The 19,811-nt window shown below is 49.2% G+C and carries 21 protein-coding genes; 13 read left to right on the top strand and 8 right to left on the bottom strand.

Annotation, left to right across the window (positions count from 1 at the left end):
- Positions 1-4: 4 nt before the first annotated feature.
- Both J0A65_RS09480 and J0A65_RS09485 read left to right on the top strand, forming a co-directional pair.
- Entirely contained in the window at positions 5-1,240 is a 1,236-nt protein-coding gene (locus J0A65_RS09480; RefSeq protein WP_206593930.1) for a flagellar assembly protein T N-terminal domain-containing protein, read from the top strand.
- Between the two features lie 225 nt (positions 1,241-1,465).
- A complete protein-coding gene (locus tag J0A65_RS09485; protein WP_206593931.1) occupies positions 1,466-2,062 on the top strand; it encodes a TetR/AcrR family transcriptional regulator in 597 nt (198 codons plus the stop codon).
- A gap of 49 nt (positions 2,063-2,111) precedes the next feature.
- Here J0A65_RS09485 and J0A65_RS27820 read toward each other — a convergent pair whose 3' ends face one another.
- Together J0A65_RS27820 and J0A65_RS09490 are read right to left on the bottom strand one after the other, a co-directional pair.
- Positions 2,112-2,240, bottom strand: a complete 129-nt coding sequence (locus J0A65_RS27820) for a hypothetical protein (protein WP_332874325.1) — start codon at positions 2,238-2,240, stop codon at positions 2,112-2,114.
- 80 nt (positions 2,241-2,320) lie between these two features.
- Complete coding sequence (locus J0A65_RS09490) at positions 2,321-3,226, bottom strand: LysR family transcriptional regulator (RefSeq protein WP_206593932.1); 906 nt, start codon at positions 3,224-3,226, stop codon at positions 2,321-2,323.
- A 106-nt stretch (positions 3,227-3,332) separates the two neighbouring features.
- Between J0A65_RS09490 and J0A65_RS09495 the strand changes: the two genes are divergently transcribed.
- Both J0A65_RS09495 and J0A65_RS09500 read left to right on the top strand, forming a co-directional pair.
- Positions 3,333-3,782 (top strand): VOC family protein, encoded by a 450-nt coding sequence (locus tag J0A65_RS09495; RefSeq protein ID WP_206593933.1) that lies wholly within the window; start codon positions 3,333-3,335, stop codon positions 3,780-3,782.
- Positions 3,769-4,374 carry a glutathione S-transferase family protein gene (locus tag J0A65_RS09500; protein ID WP_206593934.1) on the top strand — a complete coding sequence of 202 codons (606 nt, stop codon included), beginning with the start codon at positions 3,769-3,771 and terminating at the stop codon, positions 4,372-4,374. Before J0A65_RS09495 ends, J0A65_RS09500 begins: the two co-directional genes overlap by 14 nt.
- A 102-nt stretch (positions 4,375-4,476) precedes the next feature.
- Here the strand turns inward: J0A65_RS09500 and J0A65_RS09505 are convergent, their stop codons facing one another.
- Positions 4,477-5,844 carry a class II fumarate hydratase gene (locus J0A65_RS09505; protein ID WP_206593935.1) on the bottom strand — a complete coding sequence of 456 codons (1,368 nt, stop codon included), beginning with the start codon at positions 5,842-5,844 and terminating at the stop codon, positions 4,477-4,479.
- A gap of 719 nt (positions 5,845-6,563) precedes the next feature.
- Between J0A65_RS09505 and J0A65_RS09510 the strand changes: the two genes are divergently transcribed.
- A complete protein-coding gene (locus J0A65_RS09510) occupies positions 6,564-7,304 on the top strand; it encodes a substrate-binding periplasmic protein (protein ID WP_206593936.1) in 741 nt (246 codons plus the stop codon).
- Between the two features lie 182 nt (positions 7,305-7,486).
- Here J0A65_RS09510 and J0A65_RS09515 read toward each other — a convergent pair whose 3' ends face one another.
- Positions 7,487-8,179 (bottom strand): class I SAM-dependent methyltransferase, encoded by a 693-nt coding sequence (locus tag J0A65_RS09515; protein WP_206593937.1) that lies wholly within the window; start codon positions 8,177-8,179, stop codon positions 7,487-7,489.
- Positions 8,180-8,188: 9 nt separating this feature from the next.
- Positions 8,189-9,097: an NAD(P)/FAD-dependent oxidoreductase gene (locus tag J0A65_RS09520; protein WP_206593938.1), complete on the bottom strand. Its 909-nt coding sequence runs from the start codon at positions 9,095-9,097 to the stop codon at positions 8,189-8,191.
- Positions 9,098-9,221: 124 nt separating this feature from the next.
- Between J0A65_RS09520 and J0A65_RS09525 the strand changes: the two genes are divergently transcribed.
- From J0A65_RS09525 to J0A65_RS09550, 6 genes are all read left to right on the top strand, one after another.
- Complete coding sequence (locus tag J0A65_RS09525; RefSeq protein WP_206593939.1) at positions 9,222-9,644, top strand: RrF2 family transcriptional regulator; 423 nt, start codon at positions 9,222-9,224, stop codon at positions 9,642-9,644.
- Between the two features lie 96 nt (positions 9,645-9,740).
- Complete coding sequence (locus J0A65_RS09530) at positions 9,741-10,373, top strand: CPBP family intramembrane glutamic endopeptidase (protein WP_332874324.1); 633 nt, start codon at positions 9,741-9,743, stop codon at positions 10,371-10,373.
- A gap of 72 nt (positions 10,374-10,445) precedes the next feature.
- Positions 10,446-11,501 (top strand): agmatine deiminase family protein, encoded by a 1,056-nt coding sequence (locus tag J0A65_RS09535; protein ID WP_206593940.1) that lies wholly within the window; start codon positions 10,446-10,448, stop codon positions 11,499-11,501.
- Positions 11,494-12,381, top strand: coding sequence for a carbon-nitrogen hydrolase (locus tag J0A65_RS09540; protein ID WP_206593941.1), 888 nt, complete (start codon positions 11,494-11,496; stop codon positions 12,379-12,381). The genes J0A65_RS09535 and J0A65_RS09540 overlap by 8 nt, the downstream gene beginning before the upstream one ends.
- Positions 12,382-12,556: 175 nt before the next feature.
- Positions 12,557-12,970 (top strand): SRPBCC family protein, encoded by a 414-nt coding sequence (locus J0A65_RS09545; protein WP_206593942.1) that lies wholly within the window; start codon positions 12,557-12,559, stop codon positions 12,968-12,970.
- A 234-nt stretch (positions 12,971-13,204) separates the two neighbouring features.
- Positions 13,205-14,506, top strand: coding sequence for a hypothetical protein (locus tag J0A65_RS09550; protein WP_206593943.1), 1,302 nt, complete (start codon positions 13,205-13,207; stop codon positions 14,504-14,506).
- A gap of 119 nt (positions 14,507-14,625) precedes the next feature.
- Here the strand turns inward: J0A65_RS09550 and J0A65_RS27650 are convergent, their stop codons facing one another.
- Positions 14,626-15,480 (bottom strand): LysR family transcriptional regulator, encoded by an 855-nt coding sequence (locus J0A65_RS27650; protein WP_206593944.1) that lies wholly within the window; start codon positions 15,478-15,480, stop codon positions 14,626-14,628.
- 129 nt (positions 15,481-15,609) lie between these two features.
- On the opposite strand from J0A65_RS27650, the gene J0A65_RS09560 reads away from it, so the two are divergent.
- On the top strand, positions 15,610-16,302 hold the full coding sequence (locus J0A65_RS09560) for an FMN-dependent NADH-azoreductase (protein ID WP_206593945.1): 693 nt from the start codon (positions 15,610-15,612) through the stop codon (positions 16,300-16,302).
- A 44-nt stretch (positions 16,303-16,346) separates the two neighbouring features.
- Here the strand turns inward: J0A65_RS09560 and J0A65_RS09565 are convergent, their stop codons facing one another.
- Together J0A65_RS09565 and J0A65_RS09570 are read right to left on the bottom strand one after the other, a co-directional pair.
- Positions 16,347-17,414, bottom strand: coding sequence for a DUF3083 family protein (locus tag J0A65_RS09565; protein WP_206593946.1), 1,068 nt, complete (start codon positions 17,412-17,414; stop codon positions 16,347-16,349).
- Positions 17,415-17,597: 183 nt separating this feature from the next.
- Complete coding sequence (locus J0A65_RS09570; RefSeq protein WP_206593947.1) at positions 17,598-17,771, bottom strand: hypothetical protein; 174 nt, start codon at positions 17,769-17,771, stop codon at positions 17,598-17,600.
- A 108-nt stretch (positions 17,772-17,879) separates the two neighbouring features.
- Between J0A65_RS09570 and J0A65_RS09575 the strand changes: the two genes are divergently transcribed.
- Positions 17,880-19,778 carry a M1 family metallopeptidase gene (locus tag J0A65_RS09575; RefSeq protein ID WP_206593948.1) on the top strand — a complete coding sequence of 633 codons (1,899 nt, stop codon included), beginning with the start codon at positions 17,880-17,882 and terminating at the stop codon, positions 19,776-19,778.
- Positions 19,779-19,811: the final 33 nt, after the last annotated feature.

Here is a 19,811-nt window from a genome sequence, read left to right on the forward strand (position 1 = left end):
ATTCATGACTAAGTTTCGCTTGCTTATAGGCTGCATGGCCTGCCAGTTTTTCACCTTTGCTCAGGCAGAGACACAATGGATTTACGGTGATGCGGCGATTGCTGTGCAAGATGCGCCTTTGGACACAGTGAGGGTTCAAGCAATCAAAAATGCTGTTGCAAATGCAGCTTATCAGGCTGGATCTATAGTGTCGGCTGAAGATGTCACACTTAATGGTGTTTTGGTGGGAAGTTCGGTTTCACTTAGATCCAACAGTGATATTAATCGTATCGAGGTGATTGATGAAGTCTTGAACAACGGGATACTGACGGTTTGGGTGAGGGTGGATATTCAGTCACATAATACCTGCGAAGTGAATACGCTTGGCCCATCAGTGGTTGTTTCTCAATTTAGTGTGGATGATATAACGCAAACGGTTGTCGGTGGTTTACAGGATCTGGGCGCACATCTGAGTAAGCGCTTTGAGCAACAGTTGCAACGCGAAATTCCGCTGACTAAAACGCGTATTTTACCTCAGGCATTTTCGCATTTACCTGAAGTGGCCTGGAGTTTTACCGAGAATGAGCAAGAAAAAACCACACTGCTAAGTAAAACCTTAGGCTATCAATATGTGGTTTTTGCTGCGATTAGGGATATCAGTTTATTTACGCGCAGAACTGAATCTTGGTTCTCCAGCGCTACCCAAACACAAAGAAACTTTACCTTAAGGCTTTACGTACTGGATGTATTCAATCAAACCGTCGTACTGGATGAAAGTTATCATGCTGAGGCGGAGTGGGAGTTCGGACTTTACGCTAATATTGATTTAAATAGCAGCATCTTTTGGAAATCAGCTTTTGGCCGCTCTGTCTTAAATACCATTAGCAATGCGATTGAAGACACCAAGCATGCCTTGAAATGTCGCCATACGCTAGGGCAAGTCGTGAATGTCACCCCCGACGGGGTAGTGATAAATATCGGTGCCAGGCAGGGGGTTAAAGCGAGTGAGCGATTCACGTTACTTCGACCAAGTGCGGCATCATTGACCAACAGTCAGGCACCTGTATATCTAATATCCACCCAAAGTGTATTCGATGTAATACAAGTAAATCCAGAGTCGGCGATATTGCGGGGAAATCATATTGGCTCGCAGAATCTCGCCAGACTGTTTGATCTTGTTAGAAAAGAAGAAACGCCTGATAACAGGTTAAAGGGCAAAATATTCTCAGCGCATGAAGCTATGTTAGACAAGCCCAGGTAGCCCGGGTTTATATATTTGATCATGGGTGAAACTACGTTTTTGTAATGCGATATTTAAGGCGTTGGCGCAGCATATTTTATAGCCAAGTAAGGCTAAGACCCTTTTCAGCCACTACTGTGGTTGAGCTACTTATATAGATTTTTTAAAAACCATTCAGCTGTTAGACTGCAACCGAGAGGTTAATGAGGTTGAGAGGCGCTGCGATAGCAGCGAAAGCTGAATAGTATGGCACGAAAGAAAGAGTTTGATCCGGACGTCGCTTTGACAAAAGCAATGCAATTTTTTTGGCAAAACGGCTTTGAAAACACGTCGGTACGAGACTTAATTTCTAACACCGGCGTTAATTTTTACGGTTTGTATAGCTCATTGGGAGACAAACGAGAGATTTTCCTCAAGAGCTTGGATGAATATATCAAGATGTATATGTCAGCACTGAATGCCCAGAAAGTAGACTATCAGGATGTTGATTCTGCTGTAGTTTCGGCATTTGACAATATCTTCGCGTTTCTCAATGGTCATGGTCATATAGGTTGCATGGTATGTAATGCTGCCATTGAGGTAGCGCCTACCGATGCGGAAGTCGCCCTGAAAATGCAGGCGCACAGAGAGCAAGTTGAAGCATACTGGCGAAGCCTGCTGGTTAAAGTGCTTGAAAAAGAGGAGTTGGTTAAGCCTGAAAACATAGTTCACTGTGCGGAATTTTTGTGCACGCAGGTCTATGGTCTGTCGATGCTGCTGCGCGCACAAAGCAGTCAGGCATTGATTAGTCGGCATATCAACATGTCAGCCAAGCTGGCGGACAGATTATTGAAGGGGATTTAACCTCAGGGAATACTATCAAGTCGTTACTAATCAGCGTTGCTCGACGGCTTCAGGTCGAAGTTGTTAACAGTCCATCCGCCAATACCCGAAACGCCTCAATGGCCTTAGGCAAAACTTCCATAGGTTCCGGACTGGCCGCGACCCAAAGGGCGGCGTTTAGTGCAGCACCATTTAGCAGTCGGCGGCAGCTTCGGCATCGACTTGTTACATGGTGTCACATGCCCTTGCTGCTTAACAACACTCTGCATTAGCGTTTCCCTACAAGGCACTAATACGCTGACGCAGCCGCGGCGCGGCAAAATCTAAAAAGCTGCGCATTTTCAGCGGCATCATACCGCGGGAGGTATGCAACAGATGTATTGGCTGCGGTGGCGGCTCATATTCCGGCAGAATAATCTGCAATTTGCCCTGGGTAATAGCATCGGCGGCCTGGTAATGCAGTAGCCGGGTTACCCCCACCTGACGTATTGCGGCGCAAAGGGCGGTATCACTATTAGTGACAGAAAGTCTGGATTGAATAGCTAATTCCAGCGAATTCGGTGTGCTGGGCTGGTTAAAGCGCCAGGTTGCTGGAGTGCGGTTGGAATCCTGGGTGATGCAAGGCAGTTTCAACAGATCCTCGGGGTGAGTGGGTGGCTCAATAGCTAACATTAGCAGCGGACTTACGCAGGTGATGACTCTTACGGTACCAACCTGAGTGGCCACCATAGTGCTGTCGGGCAACCGGCCAATTCTGACTGCCATATCCACATCTTCTTCGATTAAATCCAGGTTATGGTCGGCCAGTAGCAGACGAACTTTGATCTCCGGATAGATGGCCAGAAATTCACTGATAACCGGTAGTACATGCAAGCGGCCAAACATCTGGGGGGCGGTGATCACCAACTCCCCTTTAGGTTGGGTATATTCGCCACTGGCCTGGCGCTCGGCTTCTTCAACCTGTTCAAGAATCCGCTTAGACGCCGCGACATAGTGAATGCCAGCTTCGGTCAGACTGAGTTTGCGGGTTGTACGGATAATCAGGCGTGCGCCTAGTTGCTTTTCCAAGTCTGATACTTTGCGGCTTAAGGTGGCAAGCGGCACCCCTAGGGCTTTGCTGGCGGCAGAAAAACTGCCGGTCTCTGTGACTTTAACCAGCATGGCCATAGCATTAAGACGGTCCATTTTTATTCCATAATTCGGAAATATATTTTCCAAAATTACCGTATTATCTTGATATTTGAAAGCTGGCAGACTGCATCCCGTACAACCAAACGGGAGATTTCATTCCATGAACTTCACCTTGACTGATTGCCCACAGCCTGCCATTGGCTATGACCATGTGGGGATTCGGGTATCCAACCGCCAGCGCGCCTTGCGCTTCTACGCAGGCCTGGGCTTTCGCGAGACCTATCGTATACCCCATGGTGAGGCCAATGAAATGGTCACTCCATCCGGGGTGCGGATTAACCTGATTTTTAATGGTGCCACACGCCCTGGCACAAAAAATGTGTTGCTGGATGAGCCTGTCAAACTTCCGGGTATAACGCATCCGGCCTTTTTGGTGGCTGATATTCAGCAGTTTCAGGATTGGCTGGCGCAGCAGGGCATAGTGATTACCGAAGGGCCAAAGCGTATAGGACCGAGGCGGGTAGCGCTGTTTATCCGCGATCCGGATGGCAATGTACTGGAGTTTAATCAATTAATCCCCGAGGAGGGTAAGCGTAATGAAACTATATGATTTAGCGGTGTCGGGTAACTGCTATAAGGTGCGTTTATTTGCGGCATTAGCGCAGATTGAGCTGGAGTTGGTGGCCGTGGACTTTAGCCGCAACGAGCATAAGAGCGAAGCCATTTTCAGCCTCAACCCTTGGGGGCAAGTGCCGATTCTGCAAGACGATGCATTGGTCCTACGTGATGCCCAGGCGATTTTGGTTTACTTAGCCGGGCGCTACGGCGGTGAGGCTTGGTGGCCGGGAGAAGCGCACTTGCAAGGGCAGGTTATGCAATGGTTATCCGTGGCAGCCAATGAGATTCAACATGGGCCGAGTGCGGCCAGGCTGATTAAAAAATTCGGTGCCAATTTGGATGCGCCGCTGGCGCTGAGGCGCAGTGAACATATTTTAGGGCTGATAGACGAGCATTTGGCTACCCATCAATGGCTGGCCGCAGGCAGACCGACTATCGCTGAATGTGCGGTATTTCCTTATGTGGCGCTGGCCTGGGAAGGTGATGTGGATATTAGCCCTTACCAAAATATTGCCGCCTGGATTGCACGAATCAAAGCGCTACCAGGCTTTATCGCCATGCCTGGTGTTGAGTTGGCGAGCTAGCTGAACTAACGGGGATTAAAAAGTCGCTGGCGCTTAGCAGGTTATTACCAATGCAAGTAAAACAAGGCGCACCCCAATGCGCCTTGGTTGTTTTCCCTTTAGTTATTGCCCGGTTAACTTGGCCGGATCCAGCAGTTCCTGCAGCTGTGCTAAGGGGATATCGGTCAGCTCGGCGGCCACCTCTATGACCGGCCTTTGCTGCTGGTAAGCTTGCTTAGCGATAGCGGCGGCTTTTTCGTAACCGATAATGGGGTTTAACGCCGTGACCAAAATGGGATTTCTGGCAAGGGCCGATGCAATATTGTGCTGGTTAACTTTTAACCCCTTCAACGCTTGCTCGGCCATGGCGGTGCAGCTACCCGCCAGCAGACCGATACTGTCTAAAAGATTGCTGGCAATCAGCGGCAGCATCACATTTAGTTCAAAGTTACCCGACTGACCCGCCAGAGTGATGGCGCTGTCATGCCCTATAACCTGAGTACAGGCCATGGCCACGGCTTCGGGGATCACCGGATTGACCTTGCCCGGCATAATGGACGAGCCGGGTTGCAGTGCGGGTAGTTCAATTTCGGCCAAACCTGCCAACGGGCCTGAGTTCATCCAGCGCAGGTCATTGGCTATTTTCATAAGTGCCACTGCCAGGGTTTTCAGACCGCCGGAGGTGGCTACTGCCACATCCTGGCTGCCAATATTAAAAAATAAATTATCGGCGGGCTGAAAGGGCAGGCCGGTGGTCTGGCTTAGCTGTTGGCACAGCAACGCAGAGAACCTTGGATGAGCATTGATACCGGTGCCCACTGCCGTGCCGCCTTGAGCTAACTGCAATAAACGCTGTTGCTGTTCCTCAATGACCGTTTTGGCGTGAATGAGCTGGTTCTGCCAGGCACAAAATACCTGGGCAAAACTTACCGGCATGGCATCCATCAGATGGGTGCGGCCGGTTTTAACCATGTCACCGTGACTGGCGATTTGTGTTTCCAGCGCTTGATGGAGACTATGTATAGCGGGCAGTAAATCATGCTCAATGGCAATAGCGGCACTGACATGAATGGTGCTTGGGATAGTGTCGTTACTGCTTTGACCAAGATTAACATGATCGTTGGGGTGAACTTTCTCACCCAGTTTGTCCGTGGCCAGGGTTGCCAGTACTTCATTGGCATTCATATTACTGCTGGTGCCGGAGCCGGTTTGAAATACACTCACCGGGTACTGGCTTAAATCCAGGCGATTCAACTGTTGCTGGGCGGCGGTAGCAATGGCATTAGCTTGTGCCTGGGTAAGTAAACCGAGTTCACCATTGGCGCGGGCGGCGGCTTGTTTAATCAGCAATAAGGCCCGGATAAAGCCAGCCGGCATGGTGGCGGCACTGATAGCAAAGTTTTGCACCGCGCGCTGTGTTTGTGCCTGATACAAGGCTGCCACTGGCACATGAAGTTCGCCCATGGAGTCTTTTTCGATGCGATGGCTCATAGGAAGTTAGATCCTGTTCTGTAGTTGGGTCGACTTGTTGGAGCCTGAGTATAGTTCTTCACCTTATAACTCAGCTTAGCTTGAATGTCAGAAAGCCAGTTAATCGATTGTTATATATCACTTCGAAATGTGTGAGTGCACTAAAATTTATCTGTTTAAAGGGGACTATCTCTTTCACTCATCTGGGCTTTACCGGCTGCAGATTTTTCAGGAACCTTTAGTCAATCTGAGTGGCTACTTGGTAAATAACTTCGCTTGGATCCTGTCTCCGAATCTTCGACAAGGTACAAGGTGAAGACTGACCGACAGAGGCTGCTCCCCAATAGTTTGCTACGCTGTCGCCGTTGGGTTAGTAGCGAAACCACAAGTGCCTGAGCCTTTGGCAATCGTGCCGACAGCAACAGTGTACGTATATGAACCGAGGTGCGGCGCTGATGCATTATAAGGTCTCAGAGCGAACTGGTGTTGCTTGGCTTTGAATTGGGTAAAAGGGCGAAAATGGCAACTAAGTTTGTGCACTTCCGAATGGGCAGTTCAATCATCTTACTGATGTCTTATAAATGTTTCGTATGAATTTTCATCCTTTTGTTGAACGCTGAGACTCGACAAGGAATGCTCATAAGTCATACTCAAGTGTGGTTCAGTTGTATTGACTCTGGGGGCTATTGGCGTGATTTATGATGTTTTTATCTTAGAAGAAAAATTACGTTGGTGTTGGTGTGAATAAGGCTGTCTTTTACATTATTCTTGTTTTGTGTGGAAGTCTTTTTTCCTTTGCTAATGCTTGTGAACGAACGCTAAGAGTGGGAATAAATGAATTGTATTGGCCGCCATACATAATACATAAGAATGGTGTTTTTTCAGGTATGGAGGTTGAGGCTATGAGCCTACTATTTGAAGGCTCTGGAATGTGTAGCGAATTTATTGTTTATCCTAATTCTTCAAGAATGCTGGCTGAGATAAAGGATGGCAGGGTGGATATGTTATTCGCTGCAACTGAGACCGAAGAAAGAAAAGAGTATGCACATTTTTCGGTTCCGTATCGGCTAGAAATCATGTCTCTTTATATGCATGGCTCAATGTCTTATAACGAATTTGATGTCAAGGAATTTGCAAGGAAGGGAATGGTTTTTGGTATTAATTCAGGTAGTTATTACGGAGAATTTATTTCCGATCTTAAAAAAAGAAAGTTGCTTAAATATGTTAATCTTCCCAATGCGAGAAAACGTTTTGAACTGCTCAACATGAAACGTATTGATTTTGTTTTAGAAGATAGACTGGCAGGAAATTACATGATCTCTGATAATCAATACAATAATGTAGTAAATACTGGGGTTGTAATACAGAGTATTCCTGTCAGATATATGCTCAGCAAAAAGACGGTAGACCAACATGTTTTGAATACCATCAATTACTCAATACAGAAAAAAAGGCGTGACATTTTAAAAGTGTTCAACTAGCAGATATCATGACTCAAAGTTAGGGAGATACTTGCAACTTACGGAATAACAGACTTGTATCATTTAGTCGAAGATGGCAGTTAGCGCTGTTTATACTCGGCGCTAACTATCTGTTGCTCGTATATCCTTGCTTATTAGTTCACCTCTTGAAAATTAGAATTTACAGATTTGCGACACTGAATTCAGGGTTGTATCCCCGTTAACTTTGAATACCAAGCATGTATAAGCAAAGCCTGATAAAACAAAGTTGGGGAACTGAACCCAGCACTGGCTAAGAGCTGGCTTATGTCACTGGGGGCATCAACAACAACCTGATCTCCCAGATAGCTGGGATTTATATTCAGGCCCGCCAATTTATGCAGCGCGACCCAATGCTGACTGATGGTGGTGAAACTGCTGTCTTGTCGGTTCCAACTGAGTTCTGCATTTACCAGCATAGCACCGTGTTTTAGCCGTTTAGCGATATCTTTAAAGTACGCCAGACGGGCATCCGGGGAGTGAATAAAGTGCGCAACCAGCACACTGGTGGCGGCGTCGAATGCTGCATGTTCAGGTAAGTCATGCACAAAACCTGTGAAAAATTCACAGCGCTGGCTGATACCTCGTGCCTGCGCTTTTTCCTGACAGCGTGCCAGCATGGCATCAGCTGGATCGACTAAGGTAAATTGCCATTTAGGAAATACCTCAGCGAGAAATAATAGTTCGTCTCCCGTGCCAGCCCCGGCACATAAAATTCGGGCGTTTTGCGGCAGGGCTGAAAACAGCGCCTGCATCTGCAAATGCAACGCATCTTTGAGAGGTTGCAATTTTACCCGGCTGCTGTCATAGCGGGCGGCCATATCAGCACCAAAAGCGGGTTGATTTTGTGTTTGCATGACGACTCCTTATGCGTTCAGTTGCATTTGGATCAAGGCATGATGTACATGCACGCCAGCCATAACGCCCGATGCACTGGCCAGCGTGGCGTTCTGCATGGGAATGGCCAAATCGCCTGCTGCATAAACACCGGATATAGAGGTTTGCTGGCTGTCGTCTATTTTCACTATTGGCCCCATAAGGCCAGGTTCAAATTCACAGCCTAGTTGCTCTGCGAGTGGGCTGGCCATGCGCGTGGTTGGGCCGACATATAAAGCCTCAATGGCAAGCTGGCGGTTGTCCTGTAAGCGTACTACGCGTATTTGTGGCGCCTTGCCTATGAGCTCAACAACCGGGGTTTCTTCAATCCTAACCCCTCGCTTTTCCAGCATCTGTCTGGCATCAGGATCGGGAGAGAATTGCCCTTGGCTAAAATAGGTCGTAGGGCCCCAGTCCGGGATCAATTTGGCTTGATGGATTGAAAGCGGCGATGTGGCAAGTACCCCTAATGGACGATCGCGATTCTCATAGCCGTGACAATAGGGACAGTGCAGTACGGTTTTACCCCAACGTGAGGCTAACCCAGCAATATCGGGTAACTGGTCGTGGAGCCCGGTGGCCAGAATGACCTTGCTGGCATGCACTGAAGTGTTATCTGCTAATGTGGCGGTAAAGCCGTTAGCGTCTTTAACCAGGCTAACAACTTCGCCTTGATGCAAGGTAAAGTCGGGGTAGGGGAGCAGCTTGGCCAGCGCTTTTTGGTGTATATCGCCAGGGGTTTCACCATCAAGGCCGAAGAAACCATGGGAATGGGACGCAAAGCGGTTTCGCGGTTTTCCTCCGTCTACCACAACGACGTGTTTTCTGGCCCTGACCAGTTGCATTGCCGCAGATAACCCGGCAAAGCTGCCACCGATAATCAGTACTTGTGTATGCATCAATCACCTCTTTATTAAGTAACAATTATTGTTACATGAAGAGTTTGATTTATTCAACACAAGAAACATTAAATGTTACATAAGGCTGTGGTAGCATTTGCACAAATTCAATAGGTAAATTGCTATGCGCAAAGACAGTCGCCTCTCCCGCGTTCTTCATGCCTTGATCCATTTGGATCATCATGGCAAGCCAGCTACATCTGACGACATTGGTAAAATGCTGGGAACGAATCCTGTTGTGGTGCGCAGAACCATGGCGGCGCTGCGCGAGCAAGGCTATGTCAGTGCCGTAAAAGGGCATAATGGAGGATGGTCATTGGCCAGGCCTTTGTCTGATATCACCTTGTATGACATACACAAGGCCCTGGGGGACAGTTCGGTATTTACCATTGGCCTGACCGACGAGCACAACAATTGCCCTATTGAGCACGGGGTTAATAATGCGCTGCGTGACGTGATGCACGAAGCCGAAGCGCTGCTGTTAGCACGATTTAAACAAGTGACGCTGGCCAACTTGGCCAGCGAATTTGGTCAGCACAGCGTGTAAAGTAACTTCACGATGCTGTAGATATTTTTCGCCAGCATGTGGATTTTTGTATATACCTTATAGGGTGTGACAAATTTGTGACCGGCAGGTGACAGAGTGAATCGCTGGCTGGAAATGTTTTGCTTATTTGGCTTGGTGCCAATGTCAGTTGCCATTCTGGCGTCATTCTACATTGGCTGGCTGATCCCCATTTTGCTGACTATTTGTACCTTATGTTTGTGGTTATTGCTGAGCGACCCACATTTTAAGCGCTTTCGGTTGTGGCATATACAAGGACTGAAAGGCTGTCTGCGCCATCAGCTGTTGTTGTTTGTGCCTTTGGCACTGCTGATCAGCCTGCTGGTGTACTTGTGGCTGCCACAAGTGTTTTTCTCCTTACCGCAACACGATCAATCCTTGTGGCTGCTTACCCTGGCGGTCTATCCGCTGGTGTCAGTACTGCCGCAGGAACTGGTGTTTCGTACTTTCTTTTTTCATCGTTACAAAGGCATCTTACCCTCTAAAGCCGGGCGCTTGGGGTTAAGCACCGCCAGTTTTGCCCTGGCTCATGCAGCTTACGGTAACTGGCCGGCGGTGTTGCTCTCTGCCTTCGGCGGCCTGTTATTTGGTTACCGTTATCTGCAAACCCGTTCGACCTTAATTGTGGCTATTGAACATTCCATCTGGGGCATGTTTTTATTTACCGTTGGCCTTGGGGTTTATCTGGTGCAGGTAGACCTGCTGAAGTAGGGTAATTCCGGTGGATCTGTATTGCCTAACGACTATAATCGGCGGCAATTGCAACTTGTGCTGGAAATGATGATGACCACATCTCGCCGCTTACTGCCCGAATGGGCGCCTCAGGAAGCTGTGATCCTGGCCTGGCCCCATGAAAATACCGATTGGGCCCCTTGGCTGGAACAAGCCCGTAGCTTATATGTTGAACTGATCCATGCCATCAATCAGGCCGATTGTGGGGTGTTGTTACTGATAAGAGAAGGCGATATGGCCGACTTCCAGCGCCGGGTAAATAGCACCGACAAGGTGCTGCTACTTAAAGCCGACCCTAACGATACCTGGTTGCGTGACTATGGCTTTCTGACCTGCCAGTCTGACCAGGGTATGCAGCCGGTGGAATACCAGTTTAACGGCTGGGGTAATAAATTTGATGCATCCCGTGACAACAGGGCGAATCGAGAGATTCTGGCTGATTTATGCAAATTGCCGCTGATCAGCACCGATATCGTGGCCGAGGGCGGCGCACTGGAAATTGATGCAGATGGCCATTTGCTCTCCACCTCGCTGTGTTTGCTGAATCCTGAGCGTAACGGCCAGATGAGTCTGGATGACTACCGCGCCCAATTTAAGCAATACCTGGGGGCCAGTCAGGTCAGCATCTTTGAAAACGGCCATCTGGAAGGGGACGATACCGACGGACATATCGACACCCTGGTACGTTTTACCCCGGATCAGGGGCTGGTGATCCAATCTTGTTTTAATCGCCCGGATGACGGTCACTTTGCGGGATTGCAGGCGCTGGTAGAAGAATGCCGTCAGGCCTTACCACAGCACCAGATTTTTGAATTACCACTGCCGGTGATTTTTAGCGATGAAGGCGATCGCCTTCCGGCATCCTATGCCAATTACCTGATTAACAATCAGCAGGTACTGTGCCCGATTTACGGCCAGCCCGAAGACGAACTTGCTCTGGAAGTACTGGCCAAGGCCTATCCGGCCCATCGTATTGTGGCGCTGGATTGTGCAGTGCTGGTGCAGCAATATGGCAGTTTGCATTGTATTAGCATGCAGGTGCCCCAAGGTACGTTAAAAGATGAAGTGATCGCGCAGTTGCGCAAAGGAGTTAGCGTCTATGGCTAAATTAAAAGTAGGTCTGGTTCAGCAGGCCGTGGTAGGCAACGACAAACAGGCCAACTGGCGAAAAAGTGCTGAGCAGGTGCGCCATCTGGCGGCGCAGGGTGCCGAGCTGGTGATGTTGCAAGAACTGCACAGCACCTTGTATTTTTGTCAGGAAGAAAACACCGACTATTTTGATCTGGCTGAGCCTATTCCTGGCCCTGCAACCGAGTATTTTGCGGTCCTGGCCGCCGAGCTGAATATTGTGTTGGTAACCTCCTTGTTTGAAAAGCGGGGTTCGGGCCTTTATCACAACACTGCCGTGGTGTTCGACCGCAAAGAAGGCATGGTGGGCAAGTACCGCAAGATGCATATTCCTGACGACCCTGGTTTTTACGAGAAGTTTTACTTCACCCCTGGGGATCTGGGCTTTGAGCCGATTCAGACCAGTGTTGGTAAGCTAGGGGTATTGGTATGCTGGGATCAGTGGTATCCGGAAGCGGCGCGCCTGATGGCTATGCGCGGCGCGGATATGCTGTTTTATCCCACGGCCATTGGTTGGGATATGACAGATACACCGGATGAGCGTGAGCGCCAGCACACCGCGTGGCATACCATTCAGCGTGCCCATGCGGTGGCCAATTCTGTGCCGGTGATCGTGGCCAACCGTACCGGCTTTGAAGCCTCGCCCATTGACGGCGACCCGGGAATCCAGTTCTGGGGGCAGAGCTTTATTGCCGGGCCGCAAGGTGAGCTGCTTGCCCAGGCCAGCAGCGACAAGGAAGAAACTTTATTGGTAGAGCTGGACTTGGCCCGTACCGAAAAAGTAAAACGTATCTGGCCTTACTTCCGTGACCGTCGCATTGATGCTTACGAGGATCTTACCCGCCGCTGGCGCGACTAATGCTTCTGGGCCCTGGTTTTTGCGTTAAACACCAGGGCCTGTGCAGCATTGCCATGCAAAACATCAACATTTTTGCATCCTGTTGTCGAAGCGGAGTGGCTAGCAACGACTAATTAGCAGAACACCCACTTTGACGCCCCGGTAAAGGGCGCTTTATAACTGCAACGGAGTACCCATGAAGATTTCAATCGAAACCACCGTAAAAGCTACATTGCAACAAGTTTGGCATGCCTGGACCAACCCAGAAGATATCATCCAATGGAATTTTGCCATCGACACTTGGTGTTGCCCGAGGGCGCAAAACCAGCTGGTAGTGGGGCAGGGGTTTAACTATCGCATGGAAGCCAAAGATGGATCTATGGGCTTTGATTTTGTGGGTACCTACACGCAAGTTGAATTGCATAAAGTCATTCAGTACACACTCGGTGATGATCGCGAAGTCCGGGTGGAGTTTTTGCCAACCGAGCAGGGCGTGAAGCTGGTCGAGACATTTGAAACCGAAGACGAAAACTCTGCCGAACAACAGCGCCAAGGCTGGCAGGGCATTTTGGATAACTTTAAGGCCCATGTTGAGAAGCAGCACTCCTAAGGCTGTCACGCTAAGCTTGAGCCAACAGGCTTAATGGGGGAGCTGGTTTATAGGATTAGCTTGCCCCCATACAGGTCTGTGGTGTTAGACAGCCACTTTTGCCCTCTGATCTGAACATTCTGTTATGACGTGAACTCTCCCCATCTGCTCAATTAGCAATCTTTTAAGATGTTTATAGGGGCGGCTTGTTGCACGGCTCTTGATAATGCGCCGATTCAAATCCGGGAGCAAAGTATGCAACAGCAAAAATTGATAACAAGTGATAGGTGGCGAATCCGTTTTATCGCCCAGAATAGTATGATTTCCGCCATGCTGGCAGGGCTGATGGCCTGTGGTGGTGATAGAGACAATCTGGCACCGGTTCCTGCTCCAACGCCGCCAACGGAGACTTGCAGCAGTTGGCCAACCCTCTATCAACCTGAATATCGGGGACAAAGTGCGTTGCAGTCTGTCGTCAGGTTAAGCGATTGTTCGGTGATTGTCGCTGGCTATGAAGGGTCTACAGCACAAAGTCAGGCAGCAGGGAACAGCAACGCCTTTGTTGAAAGGTTAACACTGGATACCCAGGGCGCGGTTCAGCGTGTTTGGCGGTATGTACTTGATACAACTGGCACGGATCAAATCAATCAGCTATTGCTCGACAACAATCAGATCCTTTTTGTTGGAGCCAGCACCGGCGCAATGCCGGGGCAGGTTAATCAGGGTAAGCAGGATGTGCTAATTGGCAGATTGAGCGTCGACGGCAGTCTGATTGGGGTGTCGCAACTGGGTACCGAGCGGCCTAATGTGCCTGTGAAATTGCTCAAACTGGCACCTGAGCAATATTTGCTGGTGGGCTATGATGATTACTTTATTCCAACTAATTATCTGGAAGCGAAGGAGAACCCTTGGTTAGCGCGCCTTGATGAACATAACCAGGGGCAATTTCAGCTACAGTGGTGGCAAACGGACGATACCCCACAGGGGGATTTTTACACCAGCGCAGCTATGGACTCTGACTTATACGTTGGTTACCAAAGCGATATGGGTGAGTCCAGAGGTGCCTGGCTGAAGAAGCTGACGACTAACGGCGACCCTTATTGGTCGGTATCGCTGAGTAACAGTCCCATAGACACTATCGCAGGTACCCAGGTGGTGAATGAGGAGGTTTGGCTGGTGGGAACCAGTTATCTGGCATTGGATCAAAATTATCAGGGAAGAGGGGATTTGTTCCTGGCCAAAATGTCACCAACCAGCGGCGATCTTATCAGTGTCGAAATGTTTGGCTCAGCAGCATTGGACTGGGCCAGATTGTTGATTCCTTATCAAGGTAAGTGGTTGGTATTAGCCGAAACTGGCTTGGATGAAGCGCTGACAGAGTGGGAGGTGTCGCTGTACCAGCACGATGGCCAGTTTTGGCAGAGCGAGTCTCTGCAAATAGGTAAGAAAACCCTGGTGTTGTCTGCAGATGTGGTGGCTGAGCAGTTATTGACGGTTGGCTATTGGGTAGACGAGCAAGGACGAGCCAAGGCTTATATGGTCGGATTTTCGCTGTGATAGAGGGACAACAGAGCCTAGACAATCTACTGCCATATGGACAGGCAAATGATGCTCTGGTCGCCAAGCGCTGTCTCCCCAAGTGATGACCTATTGTTGTTAAAAATGCCATAAACTCTCTATTCGTATATGGGTGAAGTCAACGAGAGGGTCAGCCAAGAGATCAACTTAGTAAGTTTGCGGTTGTCGGTATGCTGCACATAGTAGCCTAACCCGGATGGGACGGCAGAATAAGAGGGTACAGGACGCAGGCTGGTGGCATTTTTTACTAACGTCTGACCACTGAATACCAAACCAAGTCCCGCCTGGGCTTGCTGAACGGCGAACAGCTCCTGGTCGAAATATTCCAGGCCGCAATTGTTCCAGCGCATGGGTGTTTGCTGGCGGTAAGCGTCCCAGGGAGCCGCTGGTAGACTGGCGTTTTTCCATTTGGGAATAAAAATCCTGCATCCCAGCCGCGCGTCGAACGCTGCCAGCTGTTCGGCGGTGCCATACAAGTTAAAGTACTCATGGCTAAGCCTGTGATTCTGGTCAGCTATCGGTCCAAATCGAATTCCCAGAGAACTGACTGACTGCAATGGTTCCAACAATTCACCGCTACGTATCTCCATTTGGGTGTCCGGCAACAAGGCTTGCAGTTCAGCCATACGAGGCAGCAACCACAGGGCCGCAAATGAAGACGTGCAACTGATCACCAGGCCCTGACTTTGCTGTTTGAGCTCGCTGAGTACCTGACCTATGGCCTGTAAACTGGCATAGGTCACCTGCGCCAACTGTTCACCTGGGGCCGTAAGCCTGACCTGACGAACATGTCGGCTGAATAATTGTAATCCTAACCACGCCTCCAGATTCCGAATTTGGTGGGATACCGCCGTGGGGGTCAGGTGCAATTCATCAGCAGCCAGCTTAAAGCTTTGCAGACGGGCTGCGGCATCGAACACCCTTAGACTGTTAAGTGATGGATAGTCGGACATATTCAAGAAGGTCTATGTATATCTTTATAGGTGAGTTTAATTCATCTTTTGTGTAGAAAGTATCTTTTGTCACTGGCAAGTGCAATTTGCAAAATGGCCACTCCTAACAACCTAAAGTGAGTTGCATTCATGAAAATATTGCGAATAGACGCCAGTGTAAGAGGGGATACTAACGAAAAACATTCCTACCGTTCCATTTCAAGGCAGCTTGGTAATGCCTTTATGGAACGACTAGAGATGAATAAATTTCATTATGAAATAAAGCTTCGAGATGTCGGCAAAACCCCACCGGCCTTTATTGATGAAAACTGGTTGGCGGCGTGTTTTACGCCGGAAGAAAAACGCACAACTGAGCAAAAGCAGGCACTGGCATTATCTGATGAGCTATTTGATGAGCTGGTGTGGGCCGATACCTTGTTGATGACAACACCTATGTACAACTACGGCATGCCGGCAGCATTAAAGGCCTGGTTTGATCAGGTCAGCCGGGTAAACAAAACCTTTAGCTTTGATTTGGCGCGGGGCGATTTCCCTATCGCCCCGTTGTTGTCTGGTAAACGTTTGATTTTGTTATCGTCCACTGGTGAATTTGGCTTTGAAGCGGGTGGGGTGCGAGAGCAGATGAATCACTTGGCACCACATATCCGCACCTTATGCCACTACCTGGGTGTTGAACAGCTTGATGAGGTGCAGGTCCAGTATCAGGAATTTGCCGATCACAGGCATCAGGCGTCAATAGAGAGAGGGTTTGCTGAGGTTAAGGCCATTGCCGATAGGCTCAGCGACGACGCTGTTGTGCAGCGAGAATCTGCCTGTGCTTGATGATACAGGGAGAGGTTGGCCGGTCGTTTGACCGGCCAGACCTATCAGGCCAGATAACTGATATGTTGGTGGAAACGCAGCGTCAGTGCAGTGCGGGCCGGGTCGATACCTAAGCTTTTGGCAAACACGGACAAGGCTTCTTCTACCCGGTTCATAAAGTGACCGTAGCCGAATTCGGTATTGTCTTCTTTACCTGCCACGATAATAAAGTGTGCGGTTTCTACCAGATTATCGTTATCCCAGAAGCCAACAAATTGCTGACCTGGGGCATCAGGATCGAAGCTGATTTTTTGCAGTTCAGCATTGTGTTGAGATTGGTCCACCTGACTGTTACGCACCAGTGGGGTCAATCCGTTGGCCACCATGGCCAGACGATCCAGTTTCTTATCTCTGGTGGCTTTCAGAAATTGCTCTTCCAAGGCTAGATATAGCGGGGCAAAGTTGGCAGCGCCGGTAGTGCCAAACTTCTGCTTAAGCTGGCGGGTCATAGGCAGACTCAATGTCACATAACTGATTGCCGAGTGTTGCTGAGGCAGTTCACATTGTCTGGCTTTGTAACGTGGGTAAAGCCCACGTAATTTGTAACCGTAACTTTCTTTATGGCCCTTTTCATGGGCATATAAATCATAGGATAAATGCTGGTGGTCGCGGATTTTAATCTGACAGTCCTGCTCTGGCAGTTCCGCTTTTAATTGGCCGATAACACTCATCACTTGTTGATGGAATTGCGCGGCGTGGGCACGAATTTCCGGGCCGGTTGCCAGGAACAACAGGCGAATTTTACGCGCCTGGTAATCCGGACTAACGAATAAATTCTGTCCTTCATGGATAGCCGGGTCGTAGAAAAACAAAATTTGTTTGCCGGTTTGGAAATGCATGGCTTCTGCGTGGTAACGCACCACAGGGAGCTTGTCATTAGCAATCATATGGACATTATGCAAACCCGCTTGGTCGGCCAGGGCAAAAAAGCGCTGGCTCAGTTTTTCGTAGCAGGTTTCGGCGCTGTCAAAATGTTGATAGAAGCTGTCATCGGTTTTGATCTCTGCCAGCAAATACTGGTTAGATCTGGCGTTGGTTGGAATATACACCCTATGTTTTGAATGACTGGCCATGCTGTCTCCTTGGACTATGTAACTGTTGATGGCAGGCATTCTATCCAGGCAAGTGTTACGAAAAGTTGTTCCAGATTAAGTTTTCATAGAGTTGTCGTATTTACGGCGAAAACCCTACGACTTTTTGATCTCGAACAAATAATCTATCGGATCATGGGGCGGAATCATTTAACGGAACAAGGTTCAAAGCATATAGCGGATAAGTTGCACTATGGCGAGTATGATCATTAACGGCCAAATCCAGCGGCTGAGTTTGGCAACTTGTTCAGGCGTAAACTGATGACGAGAGCGTTCCAACAGCGGAATCAACACCAAAAGGGCGATAAATAGTCCACCGAGTATATACAAAACCGTCATCAATCCATCCTTATAAGCTGACTTGACGCAACTGGGCTTGCAGGCCGTTGGGTCTTTGCGGTAAATATGCCACAATCGGCGCCAAGATTATAACTACAAGGAACATCGATGGAATTCAAAATCGCCTCTGTTGTCCTGCTCGGTCTTAGCCTGACCGCCTGTGGCAAAGCGCCCGAACAAAGCAAAACCACACAAACACAGCCACAATCTGCCAGCACTGCGTCAAACCCTGCTATGGAAGTCAGCAAGGATTACCATTCCTTTGCTAACCCAGAGCAAATCAAAGTGACTCATCTGGATCTGGATCTTGATGTGGATTTCAGCCAGCACATTATTTCTGGCGACGCGACCATCCAATTTCAGCGCATTGAGCCTGACGCGTCGACGCTGATTCTGGATACCCGGGATCTTAGCATCGAAAGGGTAACGGCCATGGGGCAGGATATTCCCTTCACCCTGGCTGATGCCGATCCGCATTTAGGCGCGGCACTCAGTATTGAAGTACCGGCTAAGGTTGAAGCGGTAACTGTGTCCTACCATACGTCGCCGCAAGCGAGCGGCGTGCAGTGGTTAACGCCAGAGCAAACTGCGGGTAAACAGCAGCCGTTCTTGTTCACCCAAGCGCAGGCTATTCATGCCCGAAGCTTTATTCCGCTGCAGGACTCGCCGCAAGTGCGGGTGACTTATCAGGCCACGGTTCGCACACCAGCAGAACTGTTGGCAGTGATGAGTGCCTCGAACGATCCCGCTACTGAGCGTGATGGGGAATACCACTTTTCCATGCCGCAACCTATTCCGTCTTATCTGATAGCCCTGGCGGTTGGCGATCTGGCCTTCAAACCAATGGGGGAGCGCACAGGGGTATATGCCGAGCCGTCCATGTTGGAGGCCGCTGCCAAGGAATTTGAAGATACCGAAGCGATGCTGAATGTGACCGAGAAGAAATTCGGTAAGTACCGCTGGGACAGATATGATTTGCTGATTCTGCCACCCTCGTTCCCTTTCGGTGGGATGGAAAACCCTCGCTTGTCCTTTATTACGCCGACTGTAATTGCGGGTGACAAGAGCTTGGTGTCGCTGATTGCCCATGAGCTGGCCCATTCCTGGTCGGGTAACACCGTGACCAATGCAACCTGGCGGGATCTGTGGCTAAACGAAGGTTTCACCACCTATCTGACCTACCGCATTATGGAAATGATTTATGGTCCTGAGCGCGAGCAGATGGAATTTGTATTGGGGCAGCAGTCGTTGCAAGCGGATATCGCCAGCTTACCGGCCGCTGATCAGATGCTGGCTATCGACTTACGTGGTCGCGATCCTGATGATGTGTTTTCTGATATCCCTTATGAAAAAGGTGCATTGTTTGCCCGTGAACTTGAGCAAAAAGTAGGGCGTGATGCTTTTGATAAATTTCTGATGGGCTATTTTGAGCACTTTGCTTTCCAGAGCATTACCACAGATCAGTTTATTGCCTACTTAAATGACACACTATTGAAGGAGCATGCAGACAAATTGGATGCTCAGCGTATTCAACAGTGGATCTTCGAACCTGGTGTGCCTGCAGGTGCGCCCATGGCCCATTCTGACGCCTTTACGAAAGTGGATGCCGCGCGAGATAACTGGTTGGCTGGTGAACTAAAGGCCGAGCAAATTGACACCGCCAATTGGAATACTCACCAGTGGCTGCATTTCCTCAACAACATGCCAGAGTCTCTCTCTCAGGCTCAGATGACCGAGCTGGATAATGCCTTTGCTCTGACTCAGGTCGGCAATAATGAGATTGCCCACAGCTGGTTGCTGATGTCGGTAAACAACTGGTATGAACCGGCGTTCAGCCGCTTGCATGATTACCTGGTGCATATTGGCCGCAATAAGCTGGTTAAACCCCTGTATCAGGCGTTGTCGAAAACGGAAAAAGGTAAGGCCTTTGCTAAACAAGCGTTTACTGAAGCCAAACCCGGCTACCATCCGTTGACAGTAAAAGCCAACGAAGGCTATGTCGAATAAAAGAAGGGCCGTCAGGCCCTTTTTTGTGCATAT

This window comes from Bowmanella yangjiangensis, assembly GCF_017255015.1.
Lineage (GTDB): Bacteria > Pseudomonadota > Gammaproteobacteria > Enterobacterales > Alteromonadaceae > Bowmanella > Bowmanella yangjiangensis.

Excerpts from the sequence above, each read along its gene's own strand:
- J0A65_RS09485 (WP_206593931.1), top strand. The coding sequence starts at position 1,466 with ATGGCACGAAAGAAAGAGTTTGATCCGGACGTCGCTTTGACAAAAGCA.
- J0A65_RS09495 (WP_206593933.1), top strand. The coding sequence starts at position 3,333 with ATGAACTTCACCTTGACTGATTGCCCACAGCCTGCCATTGGCTATGAC.
- J0A65_RS09500 (WP_206593934.1), top strand. The coding sequence starts at position 3,769 with ATGAAACTATATGATTTAGCGGTGTCGGGTAACTGCTATAAGGTGCGT.
- J0A65_RS27650 (WP_206593944.1), bottom strand. The coding sequence starts at position 15,480 with ATGTCCGACTATCCATCACTTAACAGTCTAAGGGTGTTCGATGCCGCA.
- J0A65_RS09575 (WP_206593948.1), top strand. The coding sequence starts at position 17,880 with ATGGAATTCAAAATCGCCTCTGTTGTCCTGCTCGGTCTTAGCCTGACC.
- J0A65_RS09520 (WP_206593938.1), bottom strand. The coding sequence starts at position 9,097 with ATGCATACACAAGTACTGATTATCGGTGGCAGCTTTGCCGGGTTATCT.
- J0A65_RS09540 (WP_206593941.1), top strand. The coding sequence starts at position 11,494 with ATGGCTAAATTAAAAGTAGGTCTGGTTCAGCAGGCCGTGGTAGGCAAC.
- J0A65_RS09480 (WP_206593930.1), top strand. The coding sequence starts at position 5 with ATGACTAAGTTTCGCTTGCTTATAGGCTGCATGGCCTGCCAGTTTTTC.
- J0A65_RS09505 (WP_206593935.1), bottom strand. The coding sequence starts at position 5,844 with ATGAGCCATCGCATCGAAAAAGACTCCATGGGCGAACTTCATGTGCCA.
- J0A65_RS09535 (WP_206593940.1), top strand. The coding sequence starts at position 10,446 with ATGACCACATCTCGCCGCTTACTGCCCGAATGGGCGCCTCAGGAAGCT.
- J0A65_RS09565 (WP_206593946.1), bottom strand. The coding sequence starts at position 17,414 with ATGGCCAGTCATTCAAAACATAGGGTGTATATTCCAACCAACGCCAGA.
- J0A65_RS09525 (WP_206593939.1), top strand. The coding sequence starts at position 9,222 with ATGCGCAAAGACAGTCGCCTCTCCCGCGTTCTTCATGCCTTGATCCAT.
- J0A65_RS09550 (WP_206593943.1), top strand. The coding sequence starts at position 13,205 with ATGCAACAGCAAAAATTGATAACAAGTGATAGGTGGCGAATCCGTTTT.
- J0A65_RS09545 (WP_206593942.1), top strand. The coding sequence starts at position 12,557 with ATGAAGATTTCAATCGAAACCACCGTAAAAGCTACATTGCAACAAGTT.
- J0A65_RS09560 (WP_206593945.1), top strand. The coding sequence starts at position 15,610 with ATGAAAATATTGCGAATAGACGCCAGTGTAAGAGGGGATACTAACGAA.
- J0A65_RS09515 (WP_206593937.1), bottom strand. The coding sequence starts at position 8,179 with ATGCAAACACAAAATCAACCCGCTTTTGGTGCTGATATGGCCGCCCGC.
- J0A65_RS09570 (WP_206593947.1), bottom strand. The coding sequence starts at position 17,771 with ATGACGGTTTTGTATATACTCGGTGGACTATTTATCGCCCTTTTGGTG.
- J0A65_RS09490 (WP_206593932.1), bottom strand. The coding sequence starts at position 3,226 with ATGGACCGTCTTAATGCTATGGCCATGCTGGTTAAAGTCACAGAGACC.